This is a genomic window from Spirillospora sp. NPDC048824 (assembly GCF_043198455.1).
In the GTDB taxonomy this organism is placed as follows: Bacteria; Actinomycetota; Actinomycetes; order Streptosporangiales; family Streptosporangiaceae; genus Spirillospora.
The window spans coordinates 66,998-93,421 of the sequence record NZ_JBICUS010000021.1 but is presented as its reverse complement, the minus strand read 5'-3'; the positions used below and the strand labels follow the sequence as shown (position 1 = coordinate 93,421).

Annotated in this window: 26 protein-coding genes and 1 riboswitch; of the genes, 11 read left to right on the top strand and 15 right to left on the bottom strand. The window is 70.6% G+C overall.

Annotated elements, in window-relative coordinates; translation table 11 throughout:
* Window position 1: 1 nt before the first annotated feature.
* Entirely contained in the window at window positions 2–790 is a 789-nt protein-coding gene (locus ACGFIS_RS32090; protein ID WP_392908593.1) for an MlaE family ABC transporter permease, read from the bottom strand.
* Window positions 777–1,775 (bottom strand): ABC transporter ATP-binding protein, encoded by a 999-nt coding sequence (locus ACGFIS_RS32085; RefSeq protein WP_392908591.1) that lies wholly within the window; start codon window positions 1,773–1,775, stop codon window positions 777–779. Before ACGFIS_RS32085 ends, ACGFIS_RS32090 begins: the two co-directional genes overlap by 14 nt.
* 472 nt (window positions 1,776–2,247) lie before the next feature.
* On the opposite strand from ACGFIS_RS32085, the gene ACGFIS_RS32080 reads away from it, so the two are divergent.
* A complete protein-coding gene (locus ACGFIS_RS32080) occupies window positions 2,248–3,471 on the top strand; it encodes a helix-turn-helix domain-containing protein (protein ID WP_392973456.1) in 1,224 nt (407 codons plus the stop codon).
* Window positions 3,472–3,521: 50 nt separating this feature from the next.
* On the opposite strand, the gene ACGFIS_RS32075 is transcribed toward ACGFIS_RS32080, so the two are convergent.
* Entirely contained in the window at window positions 3,522–3,902 is a 381-nt protein-coding gene (locus ACGFIS_RS32075; protein WP_392973454.1) for a nitroreductase family deazaflavin-dependent oxidoreductase, read from the bottom strand.
* A gap of 31 nt (window positions 3,903–3,933) precedes the next feature.
* Window positions 3,934–5,397, bottom strand: coding sequence for a flavin-containing monooxygenase (locus tag ACGFIS_RS32070; protein WP_392908585.1), 1,464 nt, complete (start codon window positions 5,395–5,397; stop codon window positions 3,934–3,936).
* An 82-nt stretch (window positions 5,398–5,479) separates the two neighbouring features.
* Between ACGFIS_RS32070 and ACGFIS_RS32065 the strand changes: the two genes are divergently transcribed.
* Window positions 5,480–6,124 carry a TetR/AcrR family transcriptional regulator gene (locus ACGFIS_RS32065; RefSeq protein ID WP_392973452.1) on the top strand — a complete coding sequence of 215 codons (645 nt, stop codon included), beginning with the start codon at window positions 5,480–5,482 and terminating at the stop codon, window positions 6,122–6,124.
* Here the strand turns inward: ACGFIS_RS32065 and ACGFIS_RS32060 are convergent.
* On the bottom strand, window positions 6,075–6,755 hold the full coding sequence (locus ACGFIS_RS32060; RefSeq protein WP_392973450.1) for a TetR/AcrR family transcriptional regulator: 681 nt from the start codon (window positions 6,753–6,755) through the stop codon (window positions 6,075–6,077). The two genes, ACGFIS_RS32065 and ACGFIS_RS32060, sit on opposite strands and share 50 nt — an antisense overlap.
* Window positions 6,756–6,865: 110 nt before the next feature.
* On the opposite strand from ACGFIS_RS32060, the gene ACGFIS_RS32055 reads away from it, so the two are divergent.
* Both ACGFIS_RS32055 and ACGFIS_RS32050 read left to right on the top strand, forming a co-directional pair.
* Complete coding sequence (locus tag ACGFIS_RS32055) at window positions 6,866–7,972, top strand: ferritin-like domain-containing protein (protein WP_392908838.1); 1,107 nt, start codon at window positions 6,866–6,868, stop codon at window positions 7,970–7,972.
* A 68-nt stretch (window positions 7,973–8,040) separates the two neighbouring features.
* Window positions 8,041–8,904 (top strand): SDR family NAD(P)-dependent oxidoreductase, encoded by an 864-nt coding sequence (locus ACGFIS_RS32050; protein ID WP_392908579.1) that lies wholly within the window; start codon window positions 8,041–8,043, stop codon window positions 8,902–8,904.
* A gap of 496 nt (window positions 8,905–9,400) precedes the next feature.
* Here ACGFIS_RS32050 and ACGFIS_RS32045 read toward each other — a convergent pair whose 3' ends face one another.
* Window positions 9,401–9,838 (bottom strand): hypothetical protein, encoded by a 438-nt coding sequence (locus tag ACGFIS_RS32045; RefSeq protein ID WP_392908577.1) that lies wholly within the window; start codon window positions 9,836–9,838, stop codon window positions 9,401–9,403.
* Window positions 9,839–9,847: 9 nt separating this feature from the next.
* Here ACGFIS_RS32045 and ACGFIS_RS32040 point away from each other — a divergent pair, with 9 nt between their 5' ends.
* Window positions 9,848–11,518: an ATP-dependent DNA ligase gene (locus tag ACGFIS_RS32040; RefSeq protein WP_392973448.1), complete on the top strand. Its 1,671-nt coding sequence runs from the start codon at window positions 9,848–9,850 to the stop codon at window positions 11,516–11,518.
* 24 nt (window positions 11,519–11,542) lie between these two features.
* Here ACGFIS_RS32040 and ACGFIS_RS32035 read toward each other — a convergent pair whose 3' ends face one another.
* Entirely contained in the window at window positions 11,543–12,649 is a 1,107-nt protein-coding gene (locus ACGFIS_RS32035; protein WP_392908573.1) for a hypothetical protein, read from the bottom strand.
* A gap of 88 nt (window positions 12,650–12,737) precedes the next feature.
* Between ACGFIS_RS32035 and ACGFIS_RS32030 the strand changes: the two genes are divergently transcribed.
* Window positions 12,738–13,835: a PLP-dependent cysteine synthase family protein gene (locus ACGFIS_RS32030; protein ID WP_392908571.1), complete on the top strand. Its 1,098-nt coding sequence runs from the start codon at window positions 12,738–12,740 to the stop codon at window positions 13,833–13,835.
* On the opposite strand, the gene ACGFIS_RS32025 is transcribed toward ACGFIS_RS32030, so the two are convergent.
* The gene (locus ACGFIS_RS32025; protein ID WP_392908569.1) at window positions 13,825–15,123 is read right to left on the bottom strand and encodes a M50 family metallopeptidase; all 1,299 of its coding nucleotides are present in this window, start codon (window positions 15,121–15,123) and stop codon (window positions 13,825–13,827) included. The two genes, ACGFIS_RS32030 and ACGFIS_RS32025, sit on opposite strands and share 11 nt — an antisense overlap.
* Before the next feature lie 244 nt (window positions 15,124–15,367).
* Between ACGFIS_RS32025 and ACGFIS_RS32020 the strand changes: the two genes are divergently transcribed.
* The 5 genes from ACGFIS_RS32020 (at window position 15,368) to ACGFIS_RS32000 (ending at window position 20,241) form a co-directional block, all read left to right on the top strand.
* Window positions 15,368–15,688, top strand: coding sequence for a hypothetical protein (locus ACGFIS_RS32020; RefSeq protein ID WP_392908567.1), 321 nt, complete (start codon window positions 15,368–15,370; stop codon window positions 15,686–15,688).
* Between the two features lie 50 nt (window positions 15,689–15,738).
* A riboswitch (glycine riboswitch) is annotated at window positions 15,739–15,834 on the top strand.
* A gap of 165 nt (window positions 15,835–15,999) precedes the next feature.
* Entirely contained in the window at window positions 16,000–17,094 is a 1,095-nt protein-coding gene (gene gcvT / locus ACGFIS_RS32015) for a glycine cleavage system aminomethyltransferase GcvT (protein WP_392973446.1), read from the top strand.
* 69 nt (window positions 17,095–17,163) lie between these two features.
* The gene (gene gcvH, locus ACGFIS_RS32010) at window positions 17,164–17,553 is read left to right on the top strand and encodes a glycine cleavage system protein GcvH (RefSeq protein WP_392908563.1); all 390 of its coding nucleotides are present in this window, start codon (window positions 17,164–17,166) and stop codon (window positions 17,551–17,553) included.
* A 2-nt stretch (window positions 17,554–17,555) separates the two neighbouring features.
* Window positions 17,556–18,812, top strand: a complete 1,257-nt coding sequence (glyA, locus tag ACGFIS_RS32005; RefSeq protein ID WP_392908561.1) for a serine hydroxymethyltransferase — start codon at window positions 17,556–17,558, stop codon at window positions 18,810–18,812.
* A 55-nt stretch (window positions 18,813–18,867) separates the two neighbouring features.
* Window positions 18,868–20,241, top strand: coding sequence for an L-serine ammonia-lyase (locus ACGFIS_RS32000; protein ID WP_392908559.1), 1,374 nt, complete (start codon window positions 18,868–18,870; stop codon window positions 20,239–20,241).
* A gap of 71 nt (window positions 20,242–20,312) precedes the next feature.
* Here the strand turns inward: ACGFIS_RS32000 and ACGFIS_RS31995 are convergent, their stop codons facing one another.
* The 7 genes from ACGFIS_RS31995 to ACGFIS_RS31965 form a co-directional block, all read right to left on the bottom strand.
* On the bottom strand, window positions 20,313–20,894 hold the full coding sequence (locus tag ACGFIS_RS31995) for a carboxymuconolactone decarboxylase family protein (protein ID WP_392908557.1): 582 nt from the start codon (window positions 20,892–20,894) through the stop codon (window positions 20,313–20,315).
* Window positions 20,884–21,219, bottom strand: coding sequence for a hypothetical protein (locus ACGFIS_RS31990; protein WP_392908555.1), 336 nt, complete (start codon window positions 21,217–21,219; stop codon window positions 20,884–20,886). Before ACGFIS_RS31990 ends, ACGFIS_RS31995 begins: the two co-directional genes overlap by 11 nt.
* A gap of 238 nt (window positions 21,220–21,457) precedes the next feature.
* Window positions 21,458–21,904 carry a winged helix-turn-helix transcriptional regulator gene (locus ACGFIS_RS31985; protein ID WP_392908553.1) on the bottom strand — a complete coding sequence of 149 codons (447 nt, stop codon included), beginning with the start codon at window positions 21,902–21,904 and terminating at the stop codon, window positions 21,458–21,460.
* A 39-nt stretch (window positions 21,905–21,943) separates the two neighbouring features.
* Window positions 21,944–23,107, bottom strand: coding sequence for a thiolase family protein (locus tag ACGFIS_RS31980; protein ID WP_392908551.1), 1,164 nt, complete (start codon window positions 23,105–23,107; stop codon window positions 21,944–21,946).
* Window positions 23,108–23,540: 433 nt separating this feature from the next.
* Window positions 23,541–23,756, bottom strand: coding sequence for a hypothetical protein (locus ACGFIS_RS31975; protein ID WP_392908549.1), 216 nt, complete (start codon window positions 23,754–23,756; stop codon window positions 23,541–23,543).
* Window positions 23,757–23,803: 47 nt separating this feature from the next.
* Entirely contained in the window at window positions 23,804–24,475 is a 672-nt protein-coding gene (locus ACGFIS_RS31970) for a response regulator (protein WP_392908547.1), read from the bottom strand.
* A complete protein-coding gene (locus ACGFIS_RS31965; RefSeq protein ID WP_392908545.1) occupies window positions 24,472–26,088 on the bottom strand; it encodes an ATP-binding protein in 1,617 nt (538 codons plus the stop codon). The genes ACGFIS_RS31970 and ACGFIS_RS31965 overlap by 4 nt, the downstream gene beginning before the upstream one ends.
* Window positions 26,089–26,424: the final 336 nt, after the last annotated feature.

Here is a 26,424-nt window from a genome sequence, read left to right as displayed (position 1 = left end):
GTCAGGCCCCCTTCGGCGGGACGACCTGCAGGTAGATCGCCGTCAGCACGAGGTTGACGAAGAACAGCAGCAGGAACGTGATGACGACCGACTGGTTGACCGCGTCCCCGACGCCCTTCGGCCCGGGTCTCGGGTTGAGCCCGCGGTAGGCGGCCACGACGCCGGCGATGAACCCGAACAGCAGCGCCTTCAGCTCGCTGATGTACAGGTCGGGAAGCTGCGCGAGCGCCGAGAACGAGGCGAGGTAGGCGCCGGGCGTCCCGTCCTGCATCAGCACGTTGAAGAAGTAGCCGCCGGCCACGCCGACGACGGAGACCAGCCCGTTCAGCAGGACCGCCACCGCCATGCAGGCGAGCACCCGGGGGACGACGAGGCGCTGGATGGGCGAGACGCCCATCACCTCCATCGCGTCCATCTCCTCCCGGATCGTCCGCGAGCCGAGGTCGGCGCAGATCGCCGAGCCCGCGGCGCCCGAGATGAGCAGCGCCACGATCAGGGGGCTCGCCTGCTGCACGATGGCGAGCACGCTCGCGCCGCCGGTGAGCGACTGCGCCCCGAGCTGCTTGGCCAGCGACCCGACCTGGAGCGAGATGACGGCGCCGAACGGGATCGACACGAGCGCCGTCGGCAGGATCGCCACCGACGCGATGAACCAGAACTGCTGGATCAGCTCGCGGAGCTGGAAGGGCCGCCGGAACGTCATCGCGACGACGGTCGCGGCGAGCAGGAACAGCCTCCCGACCTGGCGCAGCGCGCCGGCGCCGGGGGCGGTCGTCTCAGGCGCCGCCATGGCCGCCCGCCTCCTGCCGGTCGCGGCGCCCGGCCCAGATGGCCTGCTGCGCGGGATAGGGGAGGTACGGGAGCATCGCGTCGACGCGTTGCGCGTGGCGCTGTTCGCCCCGGCGGGCCGGCATCCCGGGCGTCGGGCGCAGCTGCCGCGGTATCTCGATCTTGCGGCGGCGCGGCGCGGAGGCCGCCGCCGCGGCCGCCTCCGCGGCGAGGGCGGCGGCGTCCTTCTCCTCCGACATGCCGATGGGTCCGCGCGGGTCTCCGTGCAGGAACTGGTCGACGGCCGGCTCGTCGCTGGTCAGCACCGCCTCGCGGGGGCCGAACGCGATCAGGTCGCGGCGGTACAGCATGCCGATGTTGTCGGGGACGGTCGCGGCGATCTCGATGTTGTGCGTGACGATCAGCATCGTCGCGTCGATCCGCGCGTTGACGTCGATGAGCACCTGCGACAGGTAGGCGGTGCGGACGGGGTCCAGACCCGAGTCGGGTTCGTCGCACAGGATGATCTCGGGGTCGAGGACCAGCGCGCGCGCGAGCCCGGCACGCTTGCGCATGCCGCCGGAGAGCTGGCCGGGCAGCTTGCGCTCCTCGCCGGCGAGGCCGACCATCTCCATGCGCTCCAGGACGATGCGGCGGATCTCGGACTCCTTCTTGCGGGTGTGCTCGCGCAGCGGGAACGCGATGTTGTCGAACAGGGACAGCGATCCGAACAGCGCACCGTCCTGGAACATCAGGCCGAACCGCTTGCGGGCCTGGTAGACCCTGCGGTCGGGGTCGTTCACCATGTCGACGCCGTCGACGAGCACGCGCCCCCGCTCGGGCTTGAGGAGCCCGATCAGCGACTTGAGGAAAACCGTCTTGCCGGTGCCCGACGGGCCGAGCAGCACGCTCACCTCACCCTCGGGCAGGGTGAGGGTGACATCGCTCCAAATGGTCTGCGGTCCGAACGCTTTGGACAGCCCTTCGACCACGACTTCAATTCCCAACGACCATCACCACCCATGTCGGCCGGGTCAAGCGAGGACGTTACGGGCCAGTAGACCCGGGGTTCAATAGGGGTCCGCAGGATTCCTGCGGCAATTCAGTAAAAGGCCTTCAGAATTGTCACCGGCTTAGTCTTTGATCTTCTCAATACCTTCACCGGTGACTACCGGCCGGTAACTTGATGGGGTGCGGGGACGATCCGGCCGAGGCCGCCGACCGAGGATTGTCAACGGGACAGCAACCGGACCGCGGTTTTGTCACATCTCGCGCAAGCCGAGCCCTCTGACCGCCGATCCGACCGGGAAGCCTTGTCAGCGGTCACCGGCCACTTTATGTTCGCGGTGTCGTCGATCCCGTCCCCCAGGGTGTCCGCTCCCGCTCGGCACACCCCGCCGGCGCCGCCCGTCCCGCCCCCCGGGACGGGCGGGGCGGCGGCCCGTGCCGGCCGGCCCGTTGCGGAGGTTTCCCATCCCCATGTCGCAGGCACTGGAATTGTCCGAAACAAGCAATAGCGTCTTCTCCGATTTCATCGACCTGCTGCGTTCAGAGCTGCCCGGAGTCACCCAAGAGGTCGTCAACGGGATCCGGGAGTCCATCCCGGAGTACAACCGTCCCGCGGACTCCGCGTACGACCAGATTCTGCGGCTCAGCACCGAGATACTGCTCTCCGCATTTCTGGACAGGGTCGCCGATCCCGGCGCGCCGGCCACCCAGCGCGACGAGACCTGCCGCGCGGTCGGGCAGTTCGAGGCCATCGAGGGACGCAACCTGGACCACCTCCAGGCCGCGTCCCGGATCGCCTTCCACATCGCCTGGCGCCGCACCGTCATCGTCGCCGAACGCGAGCAGATCCCCACGTCGATCGTCTCCAGCACGGTCGACGCGATGCTCGTCTACCTCGAAGAGGCCGTCGCCCAGATCCGGCTCGGGCACCAGCAGGCCACCGGCCACGCCGACGTCCGCCGCCGCGAGGACCGCAAGCGGCTCCTGCACCTGATCCTCCAGCAGCCCGCCGTCGTCCCCGAGGCGATCGAGGAACTCGCCAAGGCGACCTGCTGGTGGCCGCTCCCGGGCGAGGCCACCCTCATCGCCGTGCACCCCGAGGCGCCGTGCACCCGCGCCGCGCTGGACGCCGACGTCCTGGTGGACATGGACTCCGCCGAACCGTGCATGCTCGTCCCCGGGCCGCTCACCGAGGCGCGCCACGCCATGCTGCACGCGGCACTGTCGGACGCGAGCTGCGTCACCGGCCTCACCGTCCCGCTGGAACGGGCGACCCACTCACTGCGCTGGGCGCGGCGCGTCCTCGCCCTCGCCGAGGAGGGCGTCATCCGGGACGGGTCGCTCATCCCGTGCCGGGACCATCTGATGACCATGTGGCTGCTGTCGGACCCGCCGCTCGTCGAGGAGCTCACCCGCCACCACCTCGAACCGCTGCGCGAGATATCCGACGGGCAGCGCAGGCGGCTGGTCGAGACCCTCGCCGAGGCCGTCACCACCCGGTCGACCGCCGTCGACATCGGCGAACGCCTCAAGATCCACCCGCAGACCGTCCGGTACCGGCTCCGGCAGCTCGAAAGCTACATGGGCGACAGCCTCGACGACGCCGACACGCGGTTCTCCCTCGACGCCACCCTCCGCGCGGTGAGCCTCCGCAACCGCCGCGCCCCGGGGCGCAGGGGCACGTCCCGCGCCTGACCCGGCGCCGCCGCCCGGGGACTCCGACGCTCCGGGGGGCGGCGCCGTCCCTAGTCCTCGATGTCGGCGACGAGGACGTCCATGTAGCGGGCGGCGTACCGTCCCGCCGACGGGAGTTCCCGTGCCTCGTCCGCGGTGAGCACCCGCGGGTTCGCGACCCGCCGGACGCGTCCGAGCCGCTCCAGCCCGCCGCGTCCCTCGGCGAGGAGGTTGCGGACCCAGTCGGTGTCGGCCCCGTACGGCAGCCCGACGATGACGGTCCGGCCGCTGCGGAACGCGGTGACCGGCGTCCGGTACTCCCGCCCCGACCTGCGTCCCTTGTGGACGATCACCGCGAGCGGCGGCACATAGGGCGCGTAGACCCCCTGGATCCGGTTGGTGAAGACCTTGTTGACCGAACGCATGCCCCGAGGAATCAGCGGTTTGCCCATGCCCTCTACCTAACACCCCCCGCCCGGGGTTCTAGCGGCTGAGGGTGTACTCCTCCGGCTTCGGGTTGCGGGAGTTCGCCCAGAACTCGAAGGTGTGGCCCGGCCAGAGGGTGCGGTTGACGCCCTGGTCGTCCAGGTACCAGCTGCTGCAGCCGCCCTCGTTCCAGACGGCGCGGCGCAGGCGGCGGTGCATGCGGTCGTTGAAGCGGCGGGCGGCGCCGGGCTTCGGCTCGATCGTGCCGGCGCGGTGCTCCTGCAGCAGGCGCAGGCAGCCCAGGACGTGCTGGATCTGCACCTCGATCATGAAGACGACCGAGTTGTGGCCGAGGCCGGTGTTCGGGCCGAGCAGCATGAAGAAGTTCGGCAGCCCCGGGATCGTGGTCCCGCGGTGGGCCTCGATGCCGTTCGCCCAGATCTCCTGGAGCTTGACGCCGCCGCGTCCGGTGACGCGGAGGTCGGTGAGGGCGTCGGTCACCTTGAAGCCGGTGCCGTAGACGATGCAGTCGACCTCGTACTCGCGTCCGTCCGCGGTGACGATCGAGTTCTCCCTGACCTCCGCGATGTCGGAGGTCTCCAGTTCGACGTTGGGACGCGCGAGCGCCGGATAGTAGTCGTTGGACAGCAGGATCCGCTTGCAGCCGATCGTGTAGTCGGGCGTCACCTTGGCGCGCAGCTCGGGGTCGGCGATCTGCTTGGCGATGAGCCGGCGGGCGAGCTGCTCCTGCGGGAGGGACAGCCGCGGGTCGACGGTGAAGCCGACGGCGCGGGCCTCCAGCGCCCAGTAGATGCCGTGCCGGAACGCGCGTGCCGCGCCCGGGACCTTCTCGAACGCCTTGCGGACGGGCGCCGGGATCGACACGTCCGGCTTGGGCTGGATCCACGGCGCCGTCCGCTGGAACACGACGAGGTCGGCGGCCTTCTTCGCGACCTGCGGGACGAACTGGATGGCGGACGCGCCCGTCCCGATGACGGCGACGCGCTTGCCGGTGACGTCGTAGGAGTGGTCCCACTCGGCGGAGTGGAAGGCGGTGCCCTGGAACCGCTCGATGCCGGGCAGGTCCGGGAACGAGGGGACGTGCAGGGCGCCGATGCCGGACACGATGGCCTTCGGTGTGAGGACCGTCCCGTCCGCGAGGGTCACGTTCCAGCGCTTGGCGTCGTCGTCGTACTCCATGGACTCGACGGCCGCGCCGAAGCGGATGTGCTCGCGCACGCGATACTTGTCGGCGGTGCGCTCCATGTAGGAGCGGATCTCGGCCTGCGGCGCGAACATCCGCGTCCAGCCCGGGTTGAGCTCGAAGGAGAAGGAGTACATGTGCGAGGGCACGTCGCAGGCGCAGCCCGGATAGGTGTTGTCGTGCCACGTCCCGCCGAGCGCCTCGCTCTTCTCCAGGACGGTGAAGTCGTGGAAGCCCGCCTGCTTGAGCCGGATCGCCATGCCGAGGCCGGCGAAGCCGGAGCCGATGATGACGATCGCCGGGGCTCGCTCGCTCATAACCCATCCTCTCGCGTAACCTACTTCCAGTAAGTTACCGGGAGTAGGTTACTGACGGTAGGTCCAAGAGAGGGGATTTCCTGTGAGTGACGCCACACGCCGCCGCCCGGTCCGCCGGCGGATGTCGCGCGCCGAGCGCGAGCGGCAGATGCTGGACGTGGCGGAGGACGTGTTCGGCGAGCGCGGCTACCAGGCCACCTCGATGGACGAGATCGCCGAGCGATGCGGCGTCTCCAAGCCGATGCTCTACGAGTACTTCGGCTCCAAGGACGGGCTGCTCGTCGCCTGCGTCGGCCGGTCCAAGGCCGAGCTGCTCGACGTCACCCAGAAGGCCATGGCCGGCGCCGCCACTCCCGAGGACATCCTGTGGCGCGGGATGGTCGCCTACTTCGAGTTCATGGACGCGCACAGCAAGTCGTTCGCGATGCTGCTGCGCGAGCCGATGGCCGCGTCCGCGGAGACCATCGAGGCCGTCGAGTCGACCCGGCGGCAGCAGAGCACGCTGATCGCGGGGGTGCTGGCGATGTTCGCGCCGTCCGCCCCGGCCGCCACGGTCGAGGCCTACACCGAGATCATCATCGGGGCGAGCGAGCGGCTGGCGCAGTGGCGGACCCGGCGTCCCGAGGTGACGGCGCAGGAGGCGGCCCGCCACATGACCGACTTCTGCCGGAACGGCCTCAGCCCCTATCTGCCGGACGCCGGGGAAGCCGGTCCAGCGCCCCGATGAGCAGGTCGAGGCCGAACTCGAAGTCGGCCTCGGGATCGTGGGTGGCCAGCTCGGAGGCGAGCGCGATCACGCGCGGGAACTCGTCCGGGTCGAGATTCGCCCACGACTCGGCCCCCGTCTCGACGAGGTGGCCGAGCATCTTCGCCATGCCGACCTCGCGCATCTGCGCGCCGAGCGCGTACGCGAGCAGCGCCCGCATGATCCGCACGGCCGTCTCGCCGTCGAACCCGGCCGCGTCCGCCAGCGCGAGGGCGCGCTCGGCCGGCCGCAGCCCCGCCGCGGAGTCGATCTTGTGGGTGAGGACGATCGTCATGCAGCGCGGCTTGTCGTGCGCGATCTTCCGGAAGGCGCGCACCAGGGCCCGCGCACGCTCCTGCCACGGCTCGGACGGGTCGTCGTGCAGTTCCAGGCCCGAGACGACGTGCTCGGCGACCCCCTCCAGCAGCGCGTCCTTGTTCGGCACGTGGTTGTAGAGGGACATGACGGCGACGCCCAGCTCGGCCGCCACCCGGCGCATCGACAGCGCGTCCGCGTCCTCGCGTTCGATCAGCTCGACGGCGGCGAGCACGATGCGCTCGCGGGTGAGCACCGGCCGCGGCTGCGGGGTGTCGGAGGACACATGCCTCGCCATCGGGTGCCGCCCTTTCCCGCCGTTGACATCCATAAGTGCCCCGTGACACGGTACGTACATTGTACGTGAGACGTACACCGTACGTCCGCGCCACCGGGGAGGAGTCGCCCATGTCGACCCACGACCTCTACACCGAGCCCGTCGACACGTCCAGCTGGAACGTGCCCATGGCCGGCGACGCCAGGTTCACCTGGGAGTACGACGACGGCCGCGACCGCCTCCTCGCCCTCTACCAGAAGGGCAAGGACAAGCAGTGGGACTCCACCAAGCGGATCGACTGGGACCTTGAGGTCGACCCGCACAACCCCCTCGGCGTCCCCGACCAGTCCCTCGCCATCTACGGGACCGAGTACTGGGACCGGCTCTCTGACAAGGAGCGCGGCGAACTGCGGCAGCACTCCACGGCCTGGCAGTTCTCCCAGTTCATGCACGGCGAGCAGGGCGCGATGGTCACCGCCGCCCGCATCGTCGAGACGGTCCCCGACCTCGACTCCAAGTTCTACTCCGCCACCCAGACGATGGACGAGGCCCGCCACGTCGAGCTGTTCACCCGGTTCCTGCACGACAAGGTCGGGCTGATCTACCCGATCAACACCAAGCTCCAGGACCTGCTGAACGACACCCTCACCGACTCCCGCTGGGACATGCCCTACCTCGGCATGCAGGTGCTCATCGAGGGCCTCGCGCTCGCCGCGTTCGGCGTCATCCGCGACATCACCACCAAGCCGCTCCCCAAGCAGATCCTCGCCTACGTCATGCAGGACGAGGCCCGCCACGTCGCGTTCGGCCGCCTGGCCCTCCGCGACTACTACAAGCAGCTGTCACCGGCCGAACTCCGCGAACGCGAGGACTTCGTCATCGAGGGCTGCTACCTGATGCGCGACCGCATCCGCGGCCGGGAGATCTGGACCAACTTCGGCATCGACCCCAAAGAGGTCGACGAGATGGTGGAGAACTCCCCCTACATGCGGATGTTCCAGAGCCTGCTGTTCAGCCGCATCGTCCCGTGCGTCAAGGACATCGGCCTGTGGAGCGAACGCATCCAGAAGACCTACGACGACATGGGCGTCCTGGACATGTCCAAGGCCGACCTCGACGCCCTCATGAGCCAGGACGAGGAGATCGCCGACAAGATCGACACCGAGCGCTTCGCCGCGGAGGAGGCCGCCCGCAAGGCCGAAGTCGACGCCGTCATCGCCGACGCCGCGGCGGGCTGAGTACGGTTGGATCCGGTTTCGTCTGCAATCCCAACCGTCCCGGACTCGGACAATCTCGGAGGTCTCGCATGCCACTCGCGCACTTCGACGGAGCACTCGCCGTCGTCACCGGAGCCGGCAGCGGAATCGGCCGCGCCACCGCCGTCGCGCTGGCCGGACACGGCGCGAGCGTCATCGCCGCCGACATCGACCTCCCCTCCGCGGAGAAGACCGTCGACCTCGCCAAAACGGTCGGCGCCGGCGGCACCGCGTACCAGGTGGACGTGTCCGACGCCGAGGCCATGGAGACCTTCGCCGCCCAGGTCAAGGAGACCCACCGGGTCCCCGACATCGTCGTCAACAACGCCGGCATCGCGGTCGCCGGCCCCTTCCTCGACACCAGCCTGGACGACTGGGACCGCATCATGGGCGTCAACCTGTGGGGCGTCGTCCACGGCTCCCGCCTGTTCGGCAAGCAGATGAGCGACCGCGTCCACACCCTCCCCAACAAGCCCGACAAGCCCAACTTCGGCGGCCACATCGTCAACGTCGCGTCCGCCGCGGCGTTCGCGCCCTGGCGCGCGATGCCCGCCTACTGCACGACCAAGTCCGCGGTCCTCATGCTCAGCGAATGCCTGCGCGCCGAACTGGCGGGCTCCCGCATCGGCGTCACCGCCGTCTGCCCCGGCTTCGTCAGCACCGGCATCGTCGAGCACGGCACCTACGTCGACGGCGACGCCTCGTCCCGCGACCGACTCCAGCAGCGCGGCCAGAAGGCCATCAAGCTGCGCAACTACCCGCCGGAGAAGGTCGCCGAGCGGATCGTCCACGCCATCATCAAGAACAAGGCCGTGGTCCCGGTCAACTTCGAGGGCCACCTCCTGCACACCCTCTCCAGGGTGTCCCCCGCGGCCCTCCGGCTCATAGCCAGAATCCCCACCTCCCGGGGGTAGCGCCCACGTCCGGGCGCGGCCCTCCCTGACCCCTCCCTCGGTGAGAGGAGATGGATCATGCCCTCCGATCTGTTGTCGAGCGATGGCCGGCTGCGTACGTGGACGGCGCAGATCCGGCCCGCGACGTGTGGATCAAGGCGGGCCTGCTGGAACGATAACCCGTTCCACTCCGCGGCCTTTTATCTTGATGTCGAACCACGTATTAGAAAATGGTTCGCGAACAGCGGGCCATTGGTCTGGACACCGGAACGAAAAGGGCCGCGGAGCGGGGTCCACTCCGCGGCCCGTCGACGTAACGGATTGCTGACCTGGGGTTATCACACCCAGGATATTCCTACCGATTGCACGGTCACGTCGTCGACCTCCTCCTCCCAGGCGTTGCCAGCACGCCGATCACATGGCCTCGGCATGGAACATGATCGGCGTACCCCTCCCCTATTACCGCAACACCCTAGAAGGTGTTGACAGAAAGTATGGCATGGTCGGCCGATTCAGGTCAGAAATGATTTAGCGCACTGAGCACTTCGCGGGCGGCGGCGGTGGCCCTGCCGAGGCACGCCCGCTCCCGCTCGTCCCCGCCGCCCGCACCGGACGCCTGCTCGCTGTAGCTCACCGTGAAGACCGCGTTGCGGACCCGGGCGGTGACCTCTCCCACCACCGTCGGCTCGGCCTCATCGGCCTTGAACCAGCGGTACGCCTCGTCGCCGATGCCCCGGTGGCGCTCAAGCGTGTACGTCCGGAACAGCGGGGCCCCGTGCGCCTGCGCCCACTGCTCGTCGTAGTAGGTCTCGGCGTCCTTCACCGGGGTCGGGGTGTTGCCGGGCGTGTACAGGTGCGCCTCCACCCGGAGCCGGCGGACTGCCCGCCCCGTCGCCGGCGTCCCGGCGGCTCCGGCGCGGAGTAGACCCGGTGGATTGTCAGACCCCGTGGTCAAAATGGGAGGGTGCTGATAGCCGAGATCACGCGGACGTCGCAGGCGGTGGCGGGCACCTCGGGCCGTAAGGCCAAGGTATCCGCGCTCGCGGAGTGCCTGCGCGCGGCGGAGCCGGGCGAGGCCGCGACCGTGGTCGCCTACCTGTCCGGTGAGCTGCCGCAACGCCAGATCGGGGTCGGGTACGCGTCCCTGCGGGAAATCCCGCCGCCCGCCGCGGAGCCGTCCCTGACCGTCCCGGAGGTGGACGCCGCGTTCACCGAGATCGGCGCGGTCTCCGGGCCGGGCTCGGTCGCCCGGCGGCGCGAACTGCTGGCGGCGCTGTTCGGCCGCGCCACCCGCACCGAGCAGGACTTCCTGATCAGGCTGCTGGCGGGCGAGCTGCGGCAGGGCGCGCTGGACGGGGTGATGGCCGAGGCCATCGCGGCGGCGGCCGAGGTCCCGTCCGCGGAGGTGCGGCGGGCGTTCATGCTGCGCGGGTCGCTGGGGCCGGTCGCCATGGCCGCCTTCGCGGACGGCGTCGGCGGGCTGCGCGGGTTCGCGCTGGAGGTCGGGCGGCCGATCAAGCCGATGCTCGCGGCGTCCGCCCCGTCCATCGACGACGCGTTCGGCAAGCTCGGCGCCGAGGCGGCCGTCGAGTGGAAGCTCGACGGGATCCGCGCGCAGGTGCACGTGTCCGGCGGCGAGGTGCGGGTGTTCACCCGGACGCTGGACGAGATCACCTCCCGGCTGCCCGAGGTGGTGGCGGCCATGCGGGAGCTGCCCGTCCGGGCGGCCGTGTTCGACGGCGAGCTGATCGCGCTCCGGCCGGACCGGCGTCCCCACCCGTTCCAGGTCACCGCCGCCCGCACCGCCACGCGGACCGCCAAGAACACCGAACCCGTACCGCTGTCGGTGTACCTGTTCGACGTCCTGTACCTGGACGAACCCGAGGCCGCCCCGGAAGGCACGGACGGTCGTCCCCCTGCGACGAACGACGAGGCCGATGGCGCGCCGGGCGGCGGTCGCTCCGAAGAGGGCGGTCGCTCCGAAGAGGGCGGTCGCTCCGAAGAGGGCGGGGGCGATCTGCTCGATGCGGCGGGCGCGGTGCGGTACGAGGCGCTGGCCCGGGTCGTCCCCGAGGAGCTGCGGATGCCCCGGATCGTCACCGCCGACCCCGCGCGGGCCAAGGACGTCTTCGACGAGGCGGTCGCGCGCGGCCACGAGGGCGTGGTCGTCAAGTCCCTCGACTCCCCCTACACGGCCGGGCGGCGCGGCGCCGGCTGGATCAAGGTGAAGCCGCGGCACACCCTCGACCTCGTCGTCCTCGCCGTCGAATGGGGGCACGGCCGCCGGCAGGGGCTGCTGTCCAACCTGCATCTCGGTGCCCGCGACCCCGAGACCGGCGGGTTCGTCATGCTCGGCAAGACGTTCAAGGGCCTCACCGACGAAATGCTGGCCTGGCAGACGAAGCGGCTCCGCGAACTCGCCGTGCGCGAGGACGACTGGACGGTGCACGTCCGGCCCGAGCTGGTCGTCGAGATCGCGTTCGACGGTGTCCAGCACAGCCCCCGCTACCCGGGCGGCATCGCGCTCCGCTTCGCCCGCGTCCTGCGCTACCGGCCCGACAAGTCCGCCGCCGAGGCCGACACCATCGAAACCGTCCGCGCCGTCACCCCCGTCATGGACTGGCCCCCGGACTAGCCCCCGGCCCCGGGCCGGGGCGGGTCAGCCGGATGTCCCGGCTCGGGGGCGCCCGCCGGTCGGCGGTTCCTCCTCCTCCGGGGACTGGCGAGCGTCGCGTTCCGGGGCGGGCGGGCGGTCGCGGCGTCTGGACGCGGCGCGTGTCCTCATCCGGGACGCGTTCCCGCCGCGGGTGACGGCACCGCGCCGCGCACGGGTCTGGGCGCGGCGCCGCGCGCGGGCCTCGGCGCGGCGTTCGGCCCAGGTCCCGGTCTTGCGCCGGAAGGGGGACGCGGCCTTGCGCTCCGCTCGGGCCGCGGCCCTGCGCTGCACGCGGGCGAGCCGCCGGCGGCGGGCGCGCTCGGCCGCCTCGTTGCGGCGCTGCAGCAGCTCGGGCGGGATGAGGTCGTGCCGTCCCGCGATGAACTCCTGCACCCAGATCTTGCCCCGGATGAGCGGCCGGCGGATCGACTTCTCCCGCCGGACGGCCCGCTGGTACCTGCGCGACTCCCGGTCGTACCGCCAGCGCGACCAGGGCGACCCGGGCCGCGCCACCCGGATCGCGCCGATGACCAGCAGCGCGGGGACGAACAGGCCGATGAGCCCGGTCCAGATCTTGCCCTTCAGCAGCGTCAGCACGGCGAAGGCGAGGTTGACGACGAGGAACGCGGCGTAGAAGGGCGACATGGAGCCGGCGCCGGCGCCGGAGTCCAGCCCGAGGCTCTCGTAGCCGAGCGGGTGGACGCCGAGCAGCAGCAGCCCCGTCACGGCGATGGCGACGAAGACGGCGTCGACCGAAGCGCGGCCCTTCTCCGTCCAGTAGACGTCGCTGAGGTGCAGGATCAGCGCGAACTCGTCCAGGACGAGGGCGGAGCCCATCCCGAACACGACGGCCGCCGCCAGGTCGAGGCCGACGAACGCGTCGGGGACGGCCAGGCTCGCCACGCCGCCCGCCAGCATCAGCACGACGCCGAACACGACATGGTGGATGTGCACGTCACCGGCGGTCACGTTCCGGAACCACCGCACGTTCGAGCGGATCAGCCGGACGTTCACCCGCGTCAGCACAAAAGTGATCATGAACGCGACGAAGAAGCCGAACAGCGGAAGCCGCCCGGTCTCCACGATCCGCGCGTCGAACATCCCGATCATCTGCCCCCCGTAGCCTCCATCATGCCCGGTGACATGCACGGATATCGTGGGACGCGGCCGATCAGCGACGATCCGAGGAGAAACCGCCGTGACCCGCATCGAGGACCGCTGCGACCCCGGGTACCGGGCATGGATCTCCGAGGCCGTCCGGCTCGTCGACGCCGACGCCAACCGCAGCGCCGACACGCACCTGCACGTGTTCCCGCTGCCGCCGGAGTGGGGCATCGACCTGTATCTGAAGGACGAGTCCGTCCATCCCACCGGTTCCCTGAAACACCGGCTCGCGCGGTCGCTGTTCCTGTACGGGCTGGCGAACGGCTGGATCCGCGCCGACACGACGATCATCGAGGCATCCAGCGGATCGACGGCGGTGTCGGAGGCGTACTTCGCGCGGCTGCTCGGGCTGCCGTTCGTCGCGGTGATGCCCGCGTCCACCAGCCCGGAGAAGATCCAGCTCATCGAGTTCCACGGCGGCCGCTGCCATCTGGTGGACGACCCGTCGTCGATCTACGACGAGTCGCGGCGGCTGGCGGCCGAGTGCGGCGGGCACTTCATGGATCAGTTCACCTACGCCGAGCGGGCCACGGACTGGCGCGGCAACAACAACATCGCCGAGTCGATCTTCGAGCAGATGCGGCTGGAGCGGTTCCCCGAACCGTCCTGGGTGGTGGTGGGCGCGGGCACCGGCGGGACGTCCGCGACGATCGGCCGGTACGCGCGGTACCGGCGGTTCCAGACGCGGCTCGCGGTCGTCGACCCGGAGGGGTCGGCGTTCTTCGGCTCGTTCGCCGACGCGGACCCGGAGCGGACGGCGGCGGGCTCGCGGATCGAGGGCATCGGCCGTCCCCGCGTCGAGCCGTCCTTCATGCCCGCGGTGATCGACCGGATGATCCGGGTACCGGACGCGGCGTCCGTCGCGGCGATGCGCTGGACGAGCGAGGTCAGCGGCCGCGACGTCGGCGGCTCGACCGGCACCAACATGTGGGGCGCGGCGGTGCTGGTCGCGCAGATGCGGGCGGCCGGGGAACGCGGCAGCGTCGTCACGCTGATCTGCGACGGTGCCGAACGCTACACCGGCACCTACGGGTCGGACGCGTGGCTGGCCGAGCAGGGCCTGGACATAGGGCCCTACCTCGCCGCGCTGAACGGTTTCCTGAAGACCGGTGAGCTGCCCGCTACCCTGTGAAACGGACGGGGTTGACGAGGTCGGCGTAGATGAGCAGCCCGCCCATGATGATCAGCACGGCCGCCATCACGTAGGTCACCGGCAACGCCTTGGCCACGTCCACATAGCCGGGGTCGGGCCTCCGGAAGACCTTGGCGAACGCCTTCTTGATCGCCTCCAGGAGGGCGCCTGCGATGTGCCCTCCGTCCAGCGGCAGCAGCGGGACGAGGTTGAACATCCCGACCGCGAGGTTCAGCGACCCGAGCAGCATCACGAAGTAGGAGACCTTCTCGGTCCCGGTCAGGGTGTCGGACGCGGCGACGTCCCCGCCGATCCGGCTGACGCCGACGACCCCGATCGGGCCGTTCGGGTCGCGTTCCTCCCCGCCGAACGCCGCCTCCCAGATGCCGACCATCTTCTCCGGCATCCGCACCAGCGCGCCCGCGGTGCGGGCGGTGAGGTCGCCCATCGTGCTCGCGACCGCGCCGGGGCCCTGCCGCTCGACGGCGCTGGTCGGCGTGATGCCGAGGAACCCGACCTCGACGATCTTGTCCGGGTCCTCCAGGTGGTACATCCGGTTGCGGGTGATCGGGACGTTCAGCTTCACGTCCCGCCCGTCGCGCTCGACGGTCATCGGCACGGTCTGCCCGCCCGCCCCGCGGATCAGCTCCTGCAGCTGCCGGTAGTCGTCGATCTTCTGGCCGCCGAACACGACGATCTGGTCACCGGCCTGCAGCCCGACCTGCTTCGCCGGGGTCGGCGCGGCGTTCGCCGGGCACTCGGTGAGCTCGGACTGGCTCGCCGGCACCATGCATTCGGCGACCTCCCGGATCACCGGCTGCGGCTGGTTCGTGCCGATGCCCATCAGCAGGATCGCGAAGAACACCACCGCCAGCAGCAGGTTCATCGCGGGCCCGCCGGACATGATCAGCAGCTTCTGCCACCACTTCTTGCCGTAGAAGACGCGGGTCTCGTCTCCCGGCCGAACCTCCTCCAGCGCCACCCCGCGCGCGGACTCGATGAGCCCCTGGAACGGGCCGGTGCTGGCCTGCCGGATCTTCCCGGGTGCGTCTCCTTTGCGCGGTGGCAGCATCCCGATCATCCGGATGTAGCCGCCGAGCGGAATCCATTTGATCCCGTACTCGGTCTCGCCGCGGCGCCACGACCACATCGTCGGACCGAACCCGACCATGAACTGGGTGGTCCGCACCTTGAACAGCTTGGCGAACGAGAAGTGCCCGAGCTCGTGCAGCGCGATGGACACCAGGAGGCCGAAGAACAGAATCAACGCTCCAGCCAGGTATGCCATGCGGCTAGCCCCTCCGGTCGTGCACCCCGCTCACCGGGGGGTGGTCTCCAGCAACCCAACTCAGAGTACGGCACGGCTCCCGGTTTGGTTGAACCAGCGCGCAAGGCGGCCGGACGCCCTCACGGCCCCGAATTGGAACCGAGTTGCTAAGCGGCCCCCACGCCATTGGCACGCACGAGAGTATTCGCGCGCCACGCCACCTGCGCATCATGGCGGCCCCACCCCGGTCCATGGAGGTACTGCCTTGAAACGCGGTCATGTAGCGGCCCTGGCGTTGATGCTCGCCCTGGCCGGATGCGGCGGCTCCGGCGACGGCGGCGGGGCCGCCGAGTCACCCGGCCCTTCGTCCTCGTCGTCCGGCAAGGGGACGACGGTCCTGCCCACCCCGCCCGGGCAGTCGAAGGCGGCCAAGGCGTTCAACGACTGCATGCGCAAGCAGGGCGTTGAGCTGCCCAGCCCGAACCCGACCGCCACACCGGCCGAGAAGGAGATCAAGAAGCGCATGACAGCCCTGCGCGCGTGCATGAAGGCCCTGTCGTCGTCCCCGCCCGCCCAGCCGCGCTGAATCCGGCGGTATCGGACGCACGCAGAGGAATGCAATACTGGCGCAGCCGATGATCCCGTGCGGGAGAGTCCCTTGCAGCCGGTGAGGGACGCCGAAGGAGCAAATCCTCCCCGGAACCTCTCAGGCCCATGGACCGCACGGGTACGGCGACCTCTGGAAAGCGGGGACCCGGGTCCCCCGCCGAAGGTGAAAGCCCGCCCCGGTGGCGGGTGAATCTCTCAGGCGCCGATGACAGAGGGGGAGGCACCGAGCCGACCGGTGCGCGAGTGGGACGATGGACCATACGCGCCCGCGACGAAGGAGCCGAACCGATGTCCGCCGACCCGACCGCGAAGAAGACGCCGCTGCACGACGTCCACCAGGACCTCGGCGCGAACCTCGTCGACTTCGCCGGCTACCTGATGCCGCTGCGCTACGCGAGCGAGACCGCCGAGCACCAGGCCGTCCGCACCGGCGCGGGGCTGTTCGACCTGTCGCACATGGGGGAGATCTTCGTCTCCGGGCCGGGCGCGGGCGCGGCGCTCGACTTCGCGCTGGTCGGCAGTCTCGCGTCGATGCCGGTGGGCAAGGCCCGCTACACGGTGGTCTGCGGGCAGGACGGCGGCGTCCTGGACGACGTGATCGTCTACCGGCTCGCCGACGCCACCTGGATGGTCGTCGCGAACGCCGCCAACACGGGCGTCGTCCGGGAGGCGCTGACCGAACGGGCAGCGGCCTTCGAGGCGGCCGTCGAAGACCGTTCCGGCGCCTACGGGCTGATCGCCCTGCAGGGTCCCCGTTCCCAGGAGATTCTCGAAGGGTTCACCGACGCGGCCATCGCCGACCTCAAGTACTACGCGGTCCTCGCCGGGCGGGTCGCGGGCGTCGACGCCCTCATCGCGCGTACCGGGTACACGGGCGAGGACGGCTTCGAGCTGTTCGTCGACGCGTCCGACGCCGTCGCGCTGTGGAAGGCGCTCGCCGGAGTGGACGGCGTCGTCCCCGCCGGGCTGTCCGCGCGCGACACGCTGCGACTCGAAGCGGGCATGCCGCTGTACGGCAACGAACTGACGGCCGAGACGACGCCGTTCGAGGCGGGCCTCGGCCGGATCGTGAAGCTGGACAAGCCGGGCGACTTCGTTGGAAAGACCGCCTTGGCGGCGCTGGCGCAGACCCCGCCCGGCCGTAGGCTCGTGGGACTGGTCGCGCGCGGGCGTCGCGCGCCGCGAAAGGGGTATCAGGTCGTCACGTCGGGCGGCACGCCGTGCGGGGTCGTGACGAGCGGCGCCCCGTCGCCCACACTGGGCACGCCGATCGCCTTGGCGTACCTCGACAGCGGCGCCGAGGAGACGGACCTCGCGGTGGACGTCCGCGGCCGGCACGAGCCGGTGGACGTGGTCGCCCTCCCGTTCTACAAGCGTTCCTAGAAGAGAAGGTGTGAGGGTGCGGGGGTCACCCCCACAGTGACACCCCACCATGACCAGAAAGAAGTGATCGTGAGCGTTCCGGAGCAGCTCCGCTACAGCGAAGAGCACGAGTGGGTGTCCGGCCTCGGTGGCGAGGACGGCATCGTCACCATCGGCATCACCGCGCACGCCGCCGACGCCCTCGGGGAGATCGTCTACCTCGAACTGCAGCCGTCCGAGGGCGACGCCGTCGAGGCGGGCGAGCCCTGCGGCGAGATCGAGTCGACCAAGTCCGTCAGCGACATCTACTCCCCCGTCAGCGGCGAGATCACCGCGATCAACAGCGCGGTAGTGGACGAGCCCAAGGTCATCAACGACGACCCGTACGGCGAGGGCTGGATCTTCAAGGTCCGCATCTCCGACGAGCCGGGCGACCTGCTCGACTCCGTCGCCTACGACAAGCTGATCGAGGAGAGCTGATCTTGAGCCTGAACGATTCGCTCGCCGCGGCCGACCCGGAGGTCGCCGCGGCCGTCGCCGCCGAGCTCCGTCGGCAGCAGTCCACCCTCGAAATGATCGCCTCGGAGAACTTCGCGCCGGTGTCGGTCCTGGAGGCGCAGGGCTCAGTCCTCACCAACAAGTACGCCGAGGGCTACCCCGGCCGGCGCTACTACGGCGGCTGCGAGCACGTCGACGTCACCGAGCAGCTCGCCATCGACCGCGCCAAGTCGCTGTTCGGCGCCGAGCACGCGAACGTCCAGCCGCACAGCGGCGCGCAGGCCAACACGGCCGTGTACTTCGCGATGCTGCAGCACGGCGACACGATCCTCGGGCTCGACCTCGCGCACGGCGGGCACCTCACCCACGGGATGCGGCTGAACTACTCCGGCAAGACGCTGAACGTGGTGCCGTACCACGTCCGCGCGGAGGACGGCCTGGTCGACATGGACGAGGTGGCGTCCCTCGCGGCCGAGCACCGTCCCAAGATGATCGTGGCGGGCTGGTCGGCGTATCCGCGGCAGCTCGACTTCCCGGCGTTCCGGGAGATCGCCGACTCGTCCGGTGCCCTGCTCATGGTCGACATGGCGCACTTCGCCGGCCTCGTCGCCGCGGGCCTGCACCCGTCGCCCGTCCCGTACGCGGACATCGTCACGACCACCACGCACAAGACGCTCGGCGGCCCCCGCGGCGGCCTGATCCTCGCCCGCGAGGAGTACGGCAAGAAGATCAACTCCGCGGTGTTCCCCGGCATGCAGGGCGGCCCGCTGGAGCATGTGATCGCCGCCAAGGCCGTCGCCCTCAAGATCGCCGCCTCGGACGAGTTCCGCGCCCGCCAGTCCCTCACCGTCGAGGGAGCCAGGCTCCTCGCCGAACGTCTTCTCGCCGAGGACTCCGCCAAGGCCGGCGTGAGGGTCCTGACCGGCGGCACGGACGTCCACCTCGTCCTTGTCGACCTCGTGGACTCCGACCTCACCGGCCGCGACGCCGAGGACCGCCTGCACGGCATCGGCATCACCGTCAACCGCAACGCCGTCCCGAACGACCCGCGTCCGCCGATGGTGACGTCGGGCCTGCGGATCGGCACACCCGCCCTCGCCACCCGCGGCTTCACCACCGCCGACTTCGCCGAGGTCGCCGACATCATCGCGCTGGCCCTCCAGCCGGCCTTCGACCGCGACGCCCTGTCGGCCCGCGTGAAGGCCCTCGCCGACGAGCATCCCCTGTACCCGGACCTGTGACGGCACCGCGCCCCCTTCCATTCCGGGAGGGGGCGCGAGCTACAACGGAGTAGCAATGGCCATCAGCGTTTTCGACCTGTTCAAAATCGGGATCGGCCCCTCGTCCTCCCACACCGGCGGCCCGATGGCCGCCGCACACCGCTTCGCCCAAGCCCTGCACCGTGACGGCCTCCTGGAGAAGACAGCCTCCGTCCAGGTGGTGCTTTACGGTTCCCTCGGCCTCACCGGAAAGGGCCACGGCAGCGACAAGGCCGTCATCCTCGGCCTCGAAGGCGACAAACCCGAACGGGTCGACGTCGACGGCATAGACGCCCGCCTGGAGAGAATCCGCGAACGCGGAACCCTGCGCCTCTTCGACGACCACGAAATCCCCTTCGTGGTCAACGAACACCTCGTCTTCGAACGCAGGAAATCGCTCCCCGGCCACCCCAACGGCATGCGCTTCACAGCCCTCGACGCCTCGGGCGACGAACTGCGCACAAGGGTCTACTACTCCGTCGGCGGCGGCTTCGTCGTGGACGAGAACGCCACCGGTGCCGACCGCATCAAACCCGACGACACCGCCCTGCCCCACCCCTTCGACACGGCCGCCGAACTCCTCGAACGCTGCCGGGAGACGGGCCTGTCGATCTCCGCCCTCATGCTGGAGAACGAAAAGGCGTTCGGCCGGACGGCACGGCAGATCCACGACGACCTCCTGAACCTGTGGCACGTCATGTGCGCCTGCGTGACCCGGGGCTGCACCAGCGAGGGCCTCCTGCCCGGCGGCCTGAAGGTACGCCGCCGCGCACCCCAGCTGCACCGCCAGCTGTCCACCGAAAAGGCGTCCGACCCCCTCCACGCGATGGACTGGGTCACCCTTTTCGCCCTGGCCGTCAACGAGGAGAACGCCGCCGGTGGCCGCATCGTCACCGCCCCCACCAACGGCGCCGCCGGCATCATCCCGGCCGTCCTGCATTACTACGACCGCTTCGTCCCCGGCTGCGACGACGACGGCATCGTCCGGTTCCTGCTGACCGCCGGCGCGATCGGCGTCCTGTTCAAGCAGAACGCCTCCATCTCCGGCGCCGAGGTCGGCTGCCAGGGCGAGGTCGGCTCCGCCTGCTCCATGGCCGCCGCCGGCCTCACCGAGGTCCTCGGCGGCACCCCCGAGCAGGTCGAGAACGCCGCCGAGATCGGCATCGAGCACAACCTCGGCCTCACCTGCGACCCGGTCGGCGGCCTCGTCCAGGTCCCCTGCATCGAACGCAACGCCGTCGGCGCCATCAAGGCCATCAGCGCCGCCCGCATCTCCCTCCGCGGCGACGGCCGCCACTTCGTCTCCCTCGACAAGGCCATCAAGACGATGCGCGACACCGGCCGCGACATGCTCGACAAGTACAAGGAGACCTCCCGGGGCGGCCTCGCCGTGAACGTCATCGAATGCTGACACCGGGAGGCTGACGCGGGGAGGCTGACGCGGGGACGTACGGCCGGTCCGGGTGAACGTACGCGGTCCGGCTACCGGTAGCCGCGTTTGAGCAGGTATCTGGCTCCTGCCTCGTAGCCCTCGGGGGTGAGCGGTTCGAAGCCGAAGGCGTCGGCGAGCCGGTCGGTGATGTTGAAGGCGGCGCAGACCGCCAGCGCGTCCTGGATCTGCCGGGGTGAGGCACCGGCGGCCAGCACTTCCCGCATGTCCTCGGCGCCGGCCTTTCCCTCCCGGGTCAGCTTGCCGAGCATCCGCAGCGTGGCCCGCAGCGGCTCTTCGACGGGCGCGGTTTCGAGGTCGGCCAGCACCGCCGCGACCCGCGGCCCGTCCTGGTACGCCTGGCTTGCCGTCGCGGTGTGCGCGCCGACGCAGAACGCGGTCCCGTTCACTTCGGACACGTAGGCCGCCATCAGCTCCCGGTCGCCCACCGACCAGGCGGACGGCCCGCGCATCGCCTCGTGGGTGAACTCCTTGGCGCGGGCACCGTAGAAATCGGGCCGGTAGAAGACCAGCCTGGCGGCGTCCGGTACCGGATGCCTGGAGAACAGCCTGATGAGCGCGAACAGCACTTTGGTACCGCGGCCGTAACCATGGTCGAGGATGTCAAGTCGCATGATCCGGACTCCCCTGAGCGGTCGCTTCGGCCAGGGCCGCCAGTCCGGCTTCGTACTGCCGGGCGGACTGGCCGACCGCGGCGCATATCACCAGCTCGAAAAGCTGGTCCTCGGTGCAGCCCGACGCCTTCGCCGCGGCCAGGTCCGCCTCGGTGACCTGCGCCGGGCTGCCGGCGACCTTGCCGATCAGCGCGTCCAACGGCGGAGGGAGGCCGTCGTTGCCGAAGGCGCGCGCCCGCTGCTCCGCCGACGCCCGGCCCTCCCCGTTCAGCACGCGACCCACCAGGGCTCGGTACGCTGCCCGCTTCTTGTCCTCGTCCGGCACGGTGCCTCCACCTCCTTCATGACTGGGCTGTCCACCCTCATGTCTAAGACGAATGGCACGCCCCCGTACAGGACACGCAGCGATGAGTTTGTGAGGGGACCTCGAACCCGCGACGCGCGAGACGTACGACGGCGGCGTGACCAAGGTGACCTACCGGGACGCGGACGGCAATGAGATCAGCATCGGCGGCGGCCCCGGCTGACGCTCCCCGGACACCGCGCCGACGTCCTGGAGTTCCTCATGGGGTCAGGGCGCCGCGGCCGGTGGGCGAGTGGGCGCCCTGGCGGGCCTCGTTGCCGCAGTGGCGGCAGATGACCATGGGGCTGACCGGGTGCCCGCAGGAGTGCTGCCAGCGGACGGGCGGGTCGTCCGCGTGCAGGTGACGGTCGCCCCACCTCATCAGGACGAGCAGGACGTCGCACAGTTCCACGCCCGCGGGCGTCAGGTGGTATTCGTAGCGGGCCGGGTGGTCGCTGTAGCGCTCGCGGCGGATGATGCCGTTCGCCTCCAGTTTGCGGAGCCGGGACGCGAGGATGTCGCGGGACGCGCCGGTGTTGCGGACGATCTGGTCGAAGCGCCGCACCGCGTAGCTGAGCTCGCGGATGACGAGCAGGCTCCAGCGTTCGCCGACCAGGTCCAGGGTGTCGGCGACCGAACACTCGCGTGGATGGGCGTCCTTCGGCATACCGGGAAGCCTATCCGCGGGACCTGGCCGGCTCATCCGTCAGAGCCTCTCGATGACGGTGGCGTTGGCGAGGCCGCCGGCCTCGCACATGGTCTGCAGCCCGTACCGCCCGCCGCGGTCTTCGAGGGCGTGCAGCAGGGTCGTCATGATGCGGGTTCCGCTGGCGCCGAGAGGGTGGCCGATGGCGATCGCGCCGCCGCGGACGTTGACGCGCGCGAGGTCGGCGCCGGTTTCGCGCTGCCAGGCGAGGACGACGGGTGAGAACGCCTCGTTCACCTCGAACAGGTCGATGTCGGTGAGTGCGAGGCCGGCCCGGTCGAGGACCTTCTCGGTCGCCGGGATGATCGCGGTGAGCATCAGCAGCGGGTCGTCACCGGTCACGGCGAAGGCGTGGAAGCGGGCGCGGGGCCGCAGGCCGAGGCGCTCGGCGATGTCGGCGCCCATGACCAGGACGGCGGCGGCGCCGTCGTTGATCGGGGACGCGTTGCCCGCGGTGATCTTCCAGCCGATCTCGGGGAACCGCTCGGCCATGCGCTCGTCGTAGTAGGCGGGCTTGAGCCCGGCGAGGATCTCGGGGGACGTTCCGGGGCGGACGGTCTCGTCCCGCTGCCCCGTCCAGGCGACCTCGCGGTCGAACTCGCCGTTCTTCCATGCCTCGGCGGCGCGCCGGTGCGACTCGCCGGCGAAGGCGTCGAGTTCCTCGCGGGACAGGTCCCAGCGGGCGGCGATGAGTTCGGCGCTGATGCCCTGGCCGACGAGGCCGTCCGGGTACCGCTCGCCGAGCATCGCCCCGTACGGGTTGCTGCCGGGCAGCACGCTCGACCCCATCGGGACCCGCGACATCGACTCGACGCCGCACGCGATCGCGATGTCGTACGCGCCGCTCTGCACGCCCTGCGCCGCGATGTGCAGGGCCTGCTGGGACGAGCCGCATTGCCGGTCGACGGTCATGGCGGGGACGCTTTCGGGGAACCCGGCGGCCAGGACGGCCGTGCGGGTGATGTTGAGCGCCTGGTCGCCGACCTGGGTGACGACGCCGCCGACGACGTCGTCGACCTGCGCCGGGTCGATGCCCGCACGTTCGACGAGCGACTTCAGGGTCCGTGCCAGCAGGTCGGCCGGGTAGTCGTCGTGCAGCATCCCGTTGGGCTTGCCCTTGCCGACCGGCGTGCGCACCGCCTCCACGATTACCGCGTCCCGCATGATCCCACCTCCGTTGTGTTTTCCAACTCGCTCTCGAAGTATGCGATCAGTAAGTTGGAAAACACAACCCACTTCCCCGTGCCCTGCCTCACACCCGCGAACCGGGACCGGGGCCGGGGCCGGAAAGACAGAACCCGGGGGTCACGGCGTATACCGTCGTGACCCCCGGGCGATCGGGCCGCTCAGCGGGAGGGGCCCATACTGTGGTGCGCCTGTTCCCTCCAAACGTCGAAGGACCCCGTGGTGGAGCCGCCCGAGACTTCGAGGTCGGACAAGCGTGCCTCCTTCATGTCCTCGACGTTACGTTCACCTCGGACATTAACCCCATAAACCTCGAATAGCCCTCAATGGACCACAAAGTGTCGTCAAGCATCAGATGACGGTTGACGCCCGTTCTCCGGGCACCAGGCGCAGACAGCGGGTCAATGCCGGTTCACTCGACCGGCGCGGAGCGGGCGCCGCCTTCACGGGGCGTGTTGCGCACGTCGCGTGGCAGCCCCTGCCCCTTGAACATCTCACGCATCTTGCGGGCGGCGTCGCCGGGCTTCCTCTTCTGCCCCTCGCCCTCGGTGCGGGGCGGGCGCTTCTCGCGCTCCCGCTCGGTGCCCCCGGTCGCCTTGTCGTCGGCGCTGTCTGCCTTGTCGTTCACGACAACTCCCCCGAAGTCGTTTCACCCTCGCCCCATGCGTACCCCGTCTACCCGGGGTAGAAGCGCAATTCCGGGCGGCCGACCTGACCGTAGTGGGGGCGGCGGTACGCCAGGCCGTTCTCCGCGAGGTACTCCAGGTAGCGGCGGGCGGTGACGCGGGAGACGCCGGTGAGGTCGGCCGCCGCCGCGGCGGACAGCCCGTCGGCGGCGCCGGTCAGCACCTCGGTGACGGCCTGCAGCGTCTCGCCGCTCATGCCCTTGGGCAGCGAACGGTGGTCGGGGGTGCGGAGGGTGGCGAGCATGCCGTCCACGTCGGCCTGGCCGCTGACCTCGCCGGCGCCGACCGCCCGCTCCCTGAACCGTGCGTACCGGTCGAGCTTGTCGCGCAGGGACGCGAACGTGAACGGCTTGAGCAGGTACTGGACGACGCCGACCGACACCGCCGACCGGATCACGGCCAGGTCGCGGGCGGAGGTGACGGCGATGACGTCCACGTCGCAGCCGCCGGCGCGGAGCGCGCGGCACACCTTGAGGCCGTGGGTGTCGGGCAGGTAGAAGTCCAGCAGGACGACGTCGACGCCGGTGCGCTCGCAGAACCGCAGCGCGTCCGCCCCGGAGTGGACGACGCCGGAGACGGCGAAACCGGCGACGCGTTCGACGTAGGAGCGGTGCGCCTCGGCGGCGACCGGGTCGTCCTCGACGACGAGCACTCTGATCATGACGGGTCCAGGGGCAGCCGGACGGTGAAGACGGCGCCGGCGTCGTGCCCCACGTGGACGTCGCCGCCGTGGCGCCGGACGGCCTGCCCGACCAGCGCGAGACCGAGGCCGTGGCCGACGGTCCCGCCGGACGTCTTGGTCGTCCAGCCGCGCCTGAACATCTCGGGCACGGCGTCCGGGTCCACCCCGGGCCCGCTGTCGGACACCTGCAGGACGAGTGCGCCGTCGTCCTTGCGGGCCCTGACGACCACCCGGGGCGGGCGGACGTCCGCGCCCGCGAGTGCGGCGTCCACCGCGTTGTCGATGAGGTTGCCGAGGATGGTGACGAGGTCGCGGGGCTCGGCCACGCCCTCGATCACGGTGTCCTCGGTGACGACCAGGTCGACGCCGCGTTCTCCCGCCTCCGCGGACTTGCCGAGCAGCAGGGCCGCCAGCACCGGTTCCGTCACCGAGCCGACGACCCGGTCGGTGAGCCGCTGCGCGGTCCTCAGCTCGGCGGTGGCGAACTCGACGGCCTGCTCGGGGCGGCCCAGCTCCACCAGCGACACCACCGTGTGCAGGCGGTTCGCGGCCTCGTGCGCCTGCGACCGCAGCGACTCGGCGAACCCGCGCACGGTGTCGAGCTCACCGGTCAGCCCTTGCAGCTCGGTGTGGTCGCGCAGGGTGACGACGTTGCCCATCGCCCGGTCCCGCGACCGGACGGGTGAGGTGTTCACGACGAGGACGCGGGTGTCGGCGACGTGGATCTCGTCGGAGCGCGGCTCCGGTGAGACGAGCGTGGCGACCAGCTCGTCCGGCAGGCCCAGCTCCGTGACGAGCCGTCCCCGCAGTTCCGCCGAGGGCACTTTCGGGGGGTTCAGGTCGAGGAGGTCCCGGGCGGCGTCGTTGCAGAGGACGACGCGTCCCGACCGGTCCAGGAGAAGGAGGCCCTCCCGGACGGTGTGCAGGATCGCCTGGTAGTACTCGAACATTTCGCGCAGCTCGCCGGGCGCGACGCCGCGGGTCTGGCGGCGCAGCCGGGCGGCGACCAGGTAGCTGCCGGCCACGCCGACCGCCAGGACGGCGGCGGCGACACCGACCAGGTAGAGGAGCCGCTGCCGCAGCTCCGCGGAGATGACGCGGATCGTGATGCCGACGGCGACCAGCGCGACGATCTTGCCGCCGTCGTAGACGGGTGCGACGGTGCGGACGGACGGGCCGAGCGTGCCGGTGTAGGTCTCGGTGAACGTCAGGCCGGCGAGGGCGGGCCCGGTGTTGCCGACGAAGTGCCCGCCGATCCGGGACGGGTTCGGGTGGGTGTAGCGGATCCCCGCCGGACTCATGATCGTGATGAAGTCGACGCCGGTGTCGTGGCGGACGCGTTCGGCGTACGGCTGCAGCAGGCTGCTGGGGTCGGGCGACGCGACCGCGGTACGGACGTTGTCCGCGTCCGCGATGCTCTGCGCGACCGCCGTGACGGTCTGCGTCGCGGCGTCGTCCGAGGACCGGCCGGCGTCCAGGTAGGCGATGGTCGCGCCGGCCGCCACGAGCAGCCCGACGATCGCGGCCTGCAGCACCAGCAGTTGCCGCGCCAGGCTCCAGTTGCCGGGAACCGTCCATCCGGGACGCCGCACACGCGCACCTTTCGTCTCGGACCCACCGTGAACGAAATGTACACAAGGGTGACCGCCCGCATCAGAACTCGCATAGTGACGGGTGCACAGCGTTCAGTCCCCCACCGACCATTCGCTTCCGACTTGCGCGGCCCCTCCCCCCAGCGCAGGCGCCCGCCGTGTGCATGTGCCCGCTCCGCCGGCACATGGGCGTCTGCCGAGGGCGCGGGCGCCCGTCCGGGATCCGCGCCCGCAAGGGCACGGGCTCCCGGACGGGCGCCGCCCCGTGTACCGCGAACGCACCGCCCGGGTTTTCGTCCACCGGGTGCACTGCGCCGGCCTGCGGCGTGCCGTCCT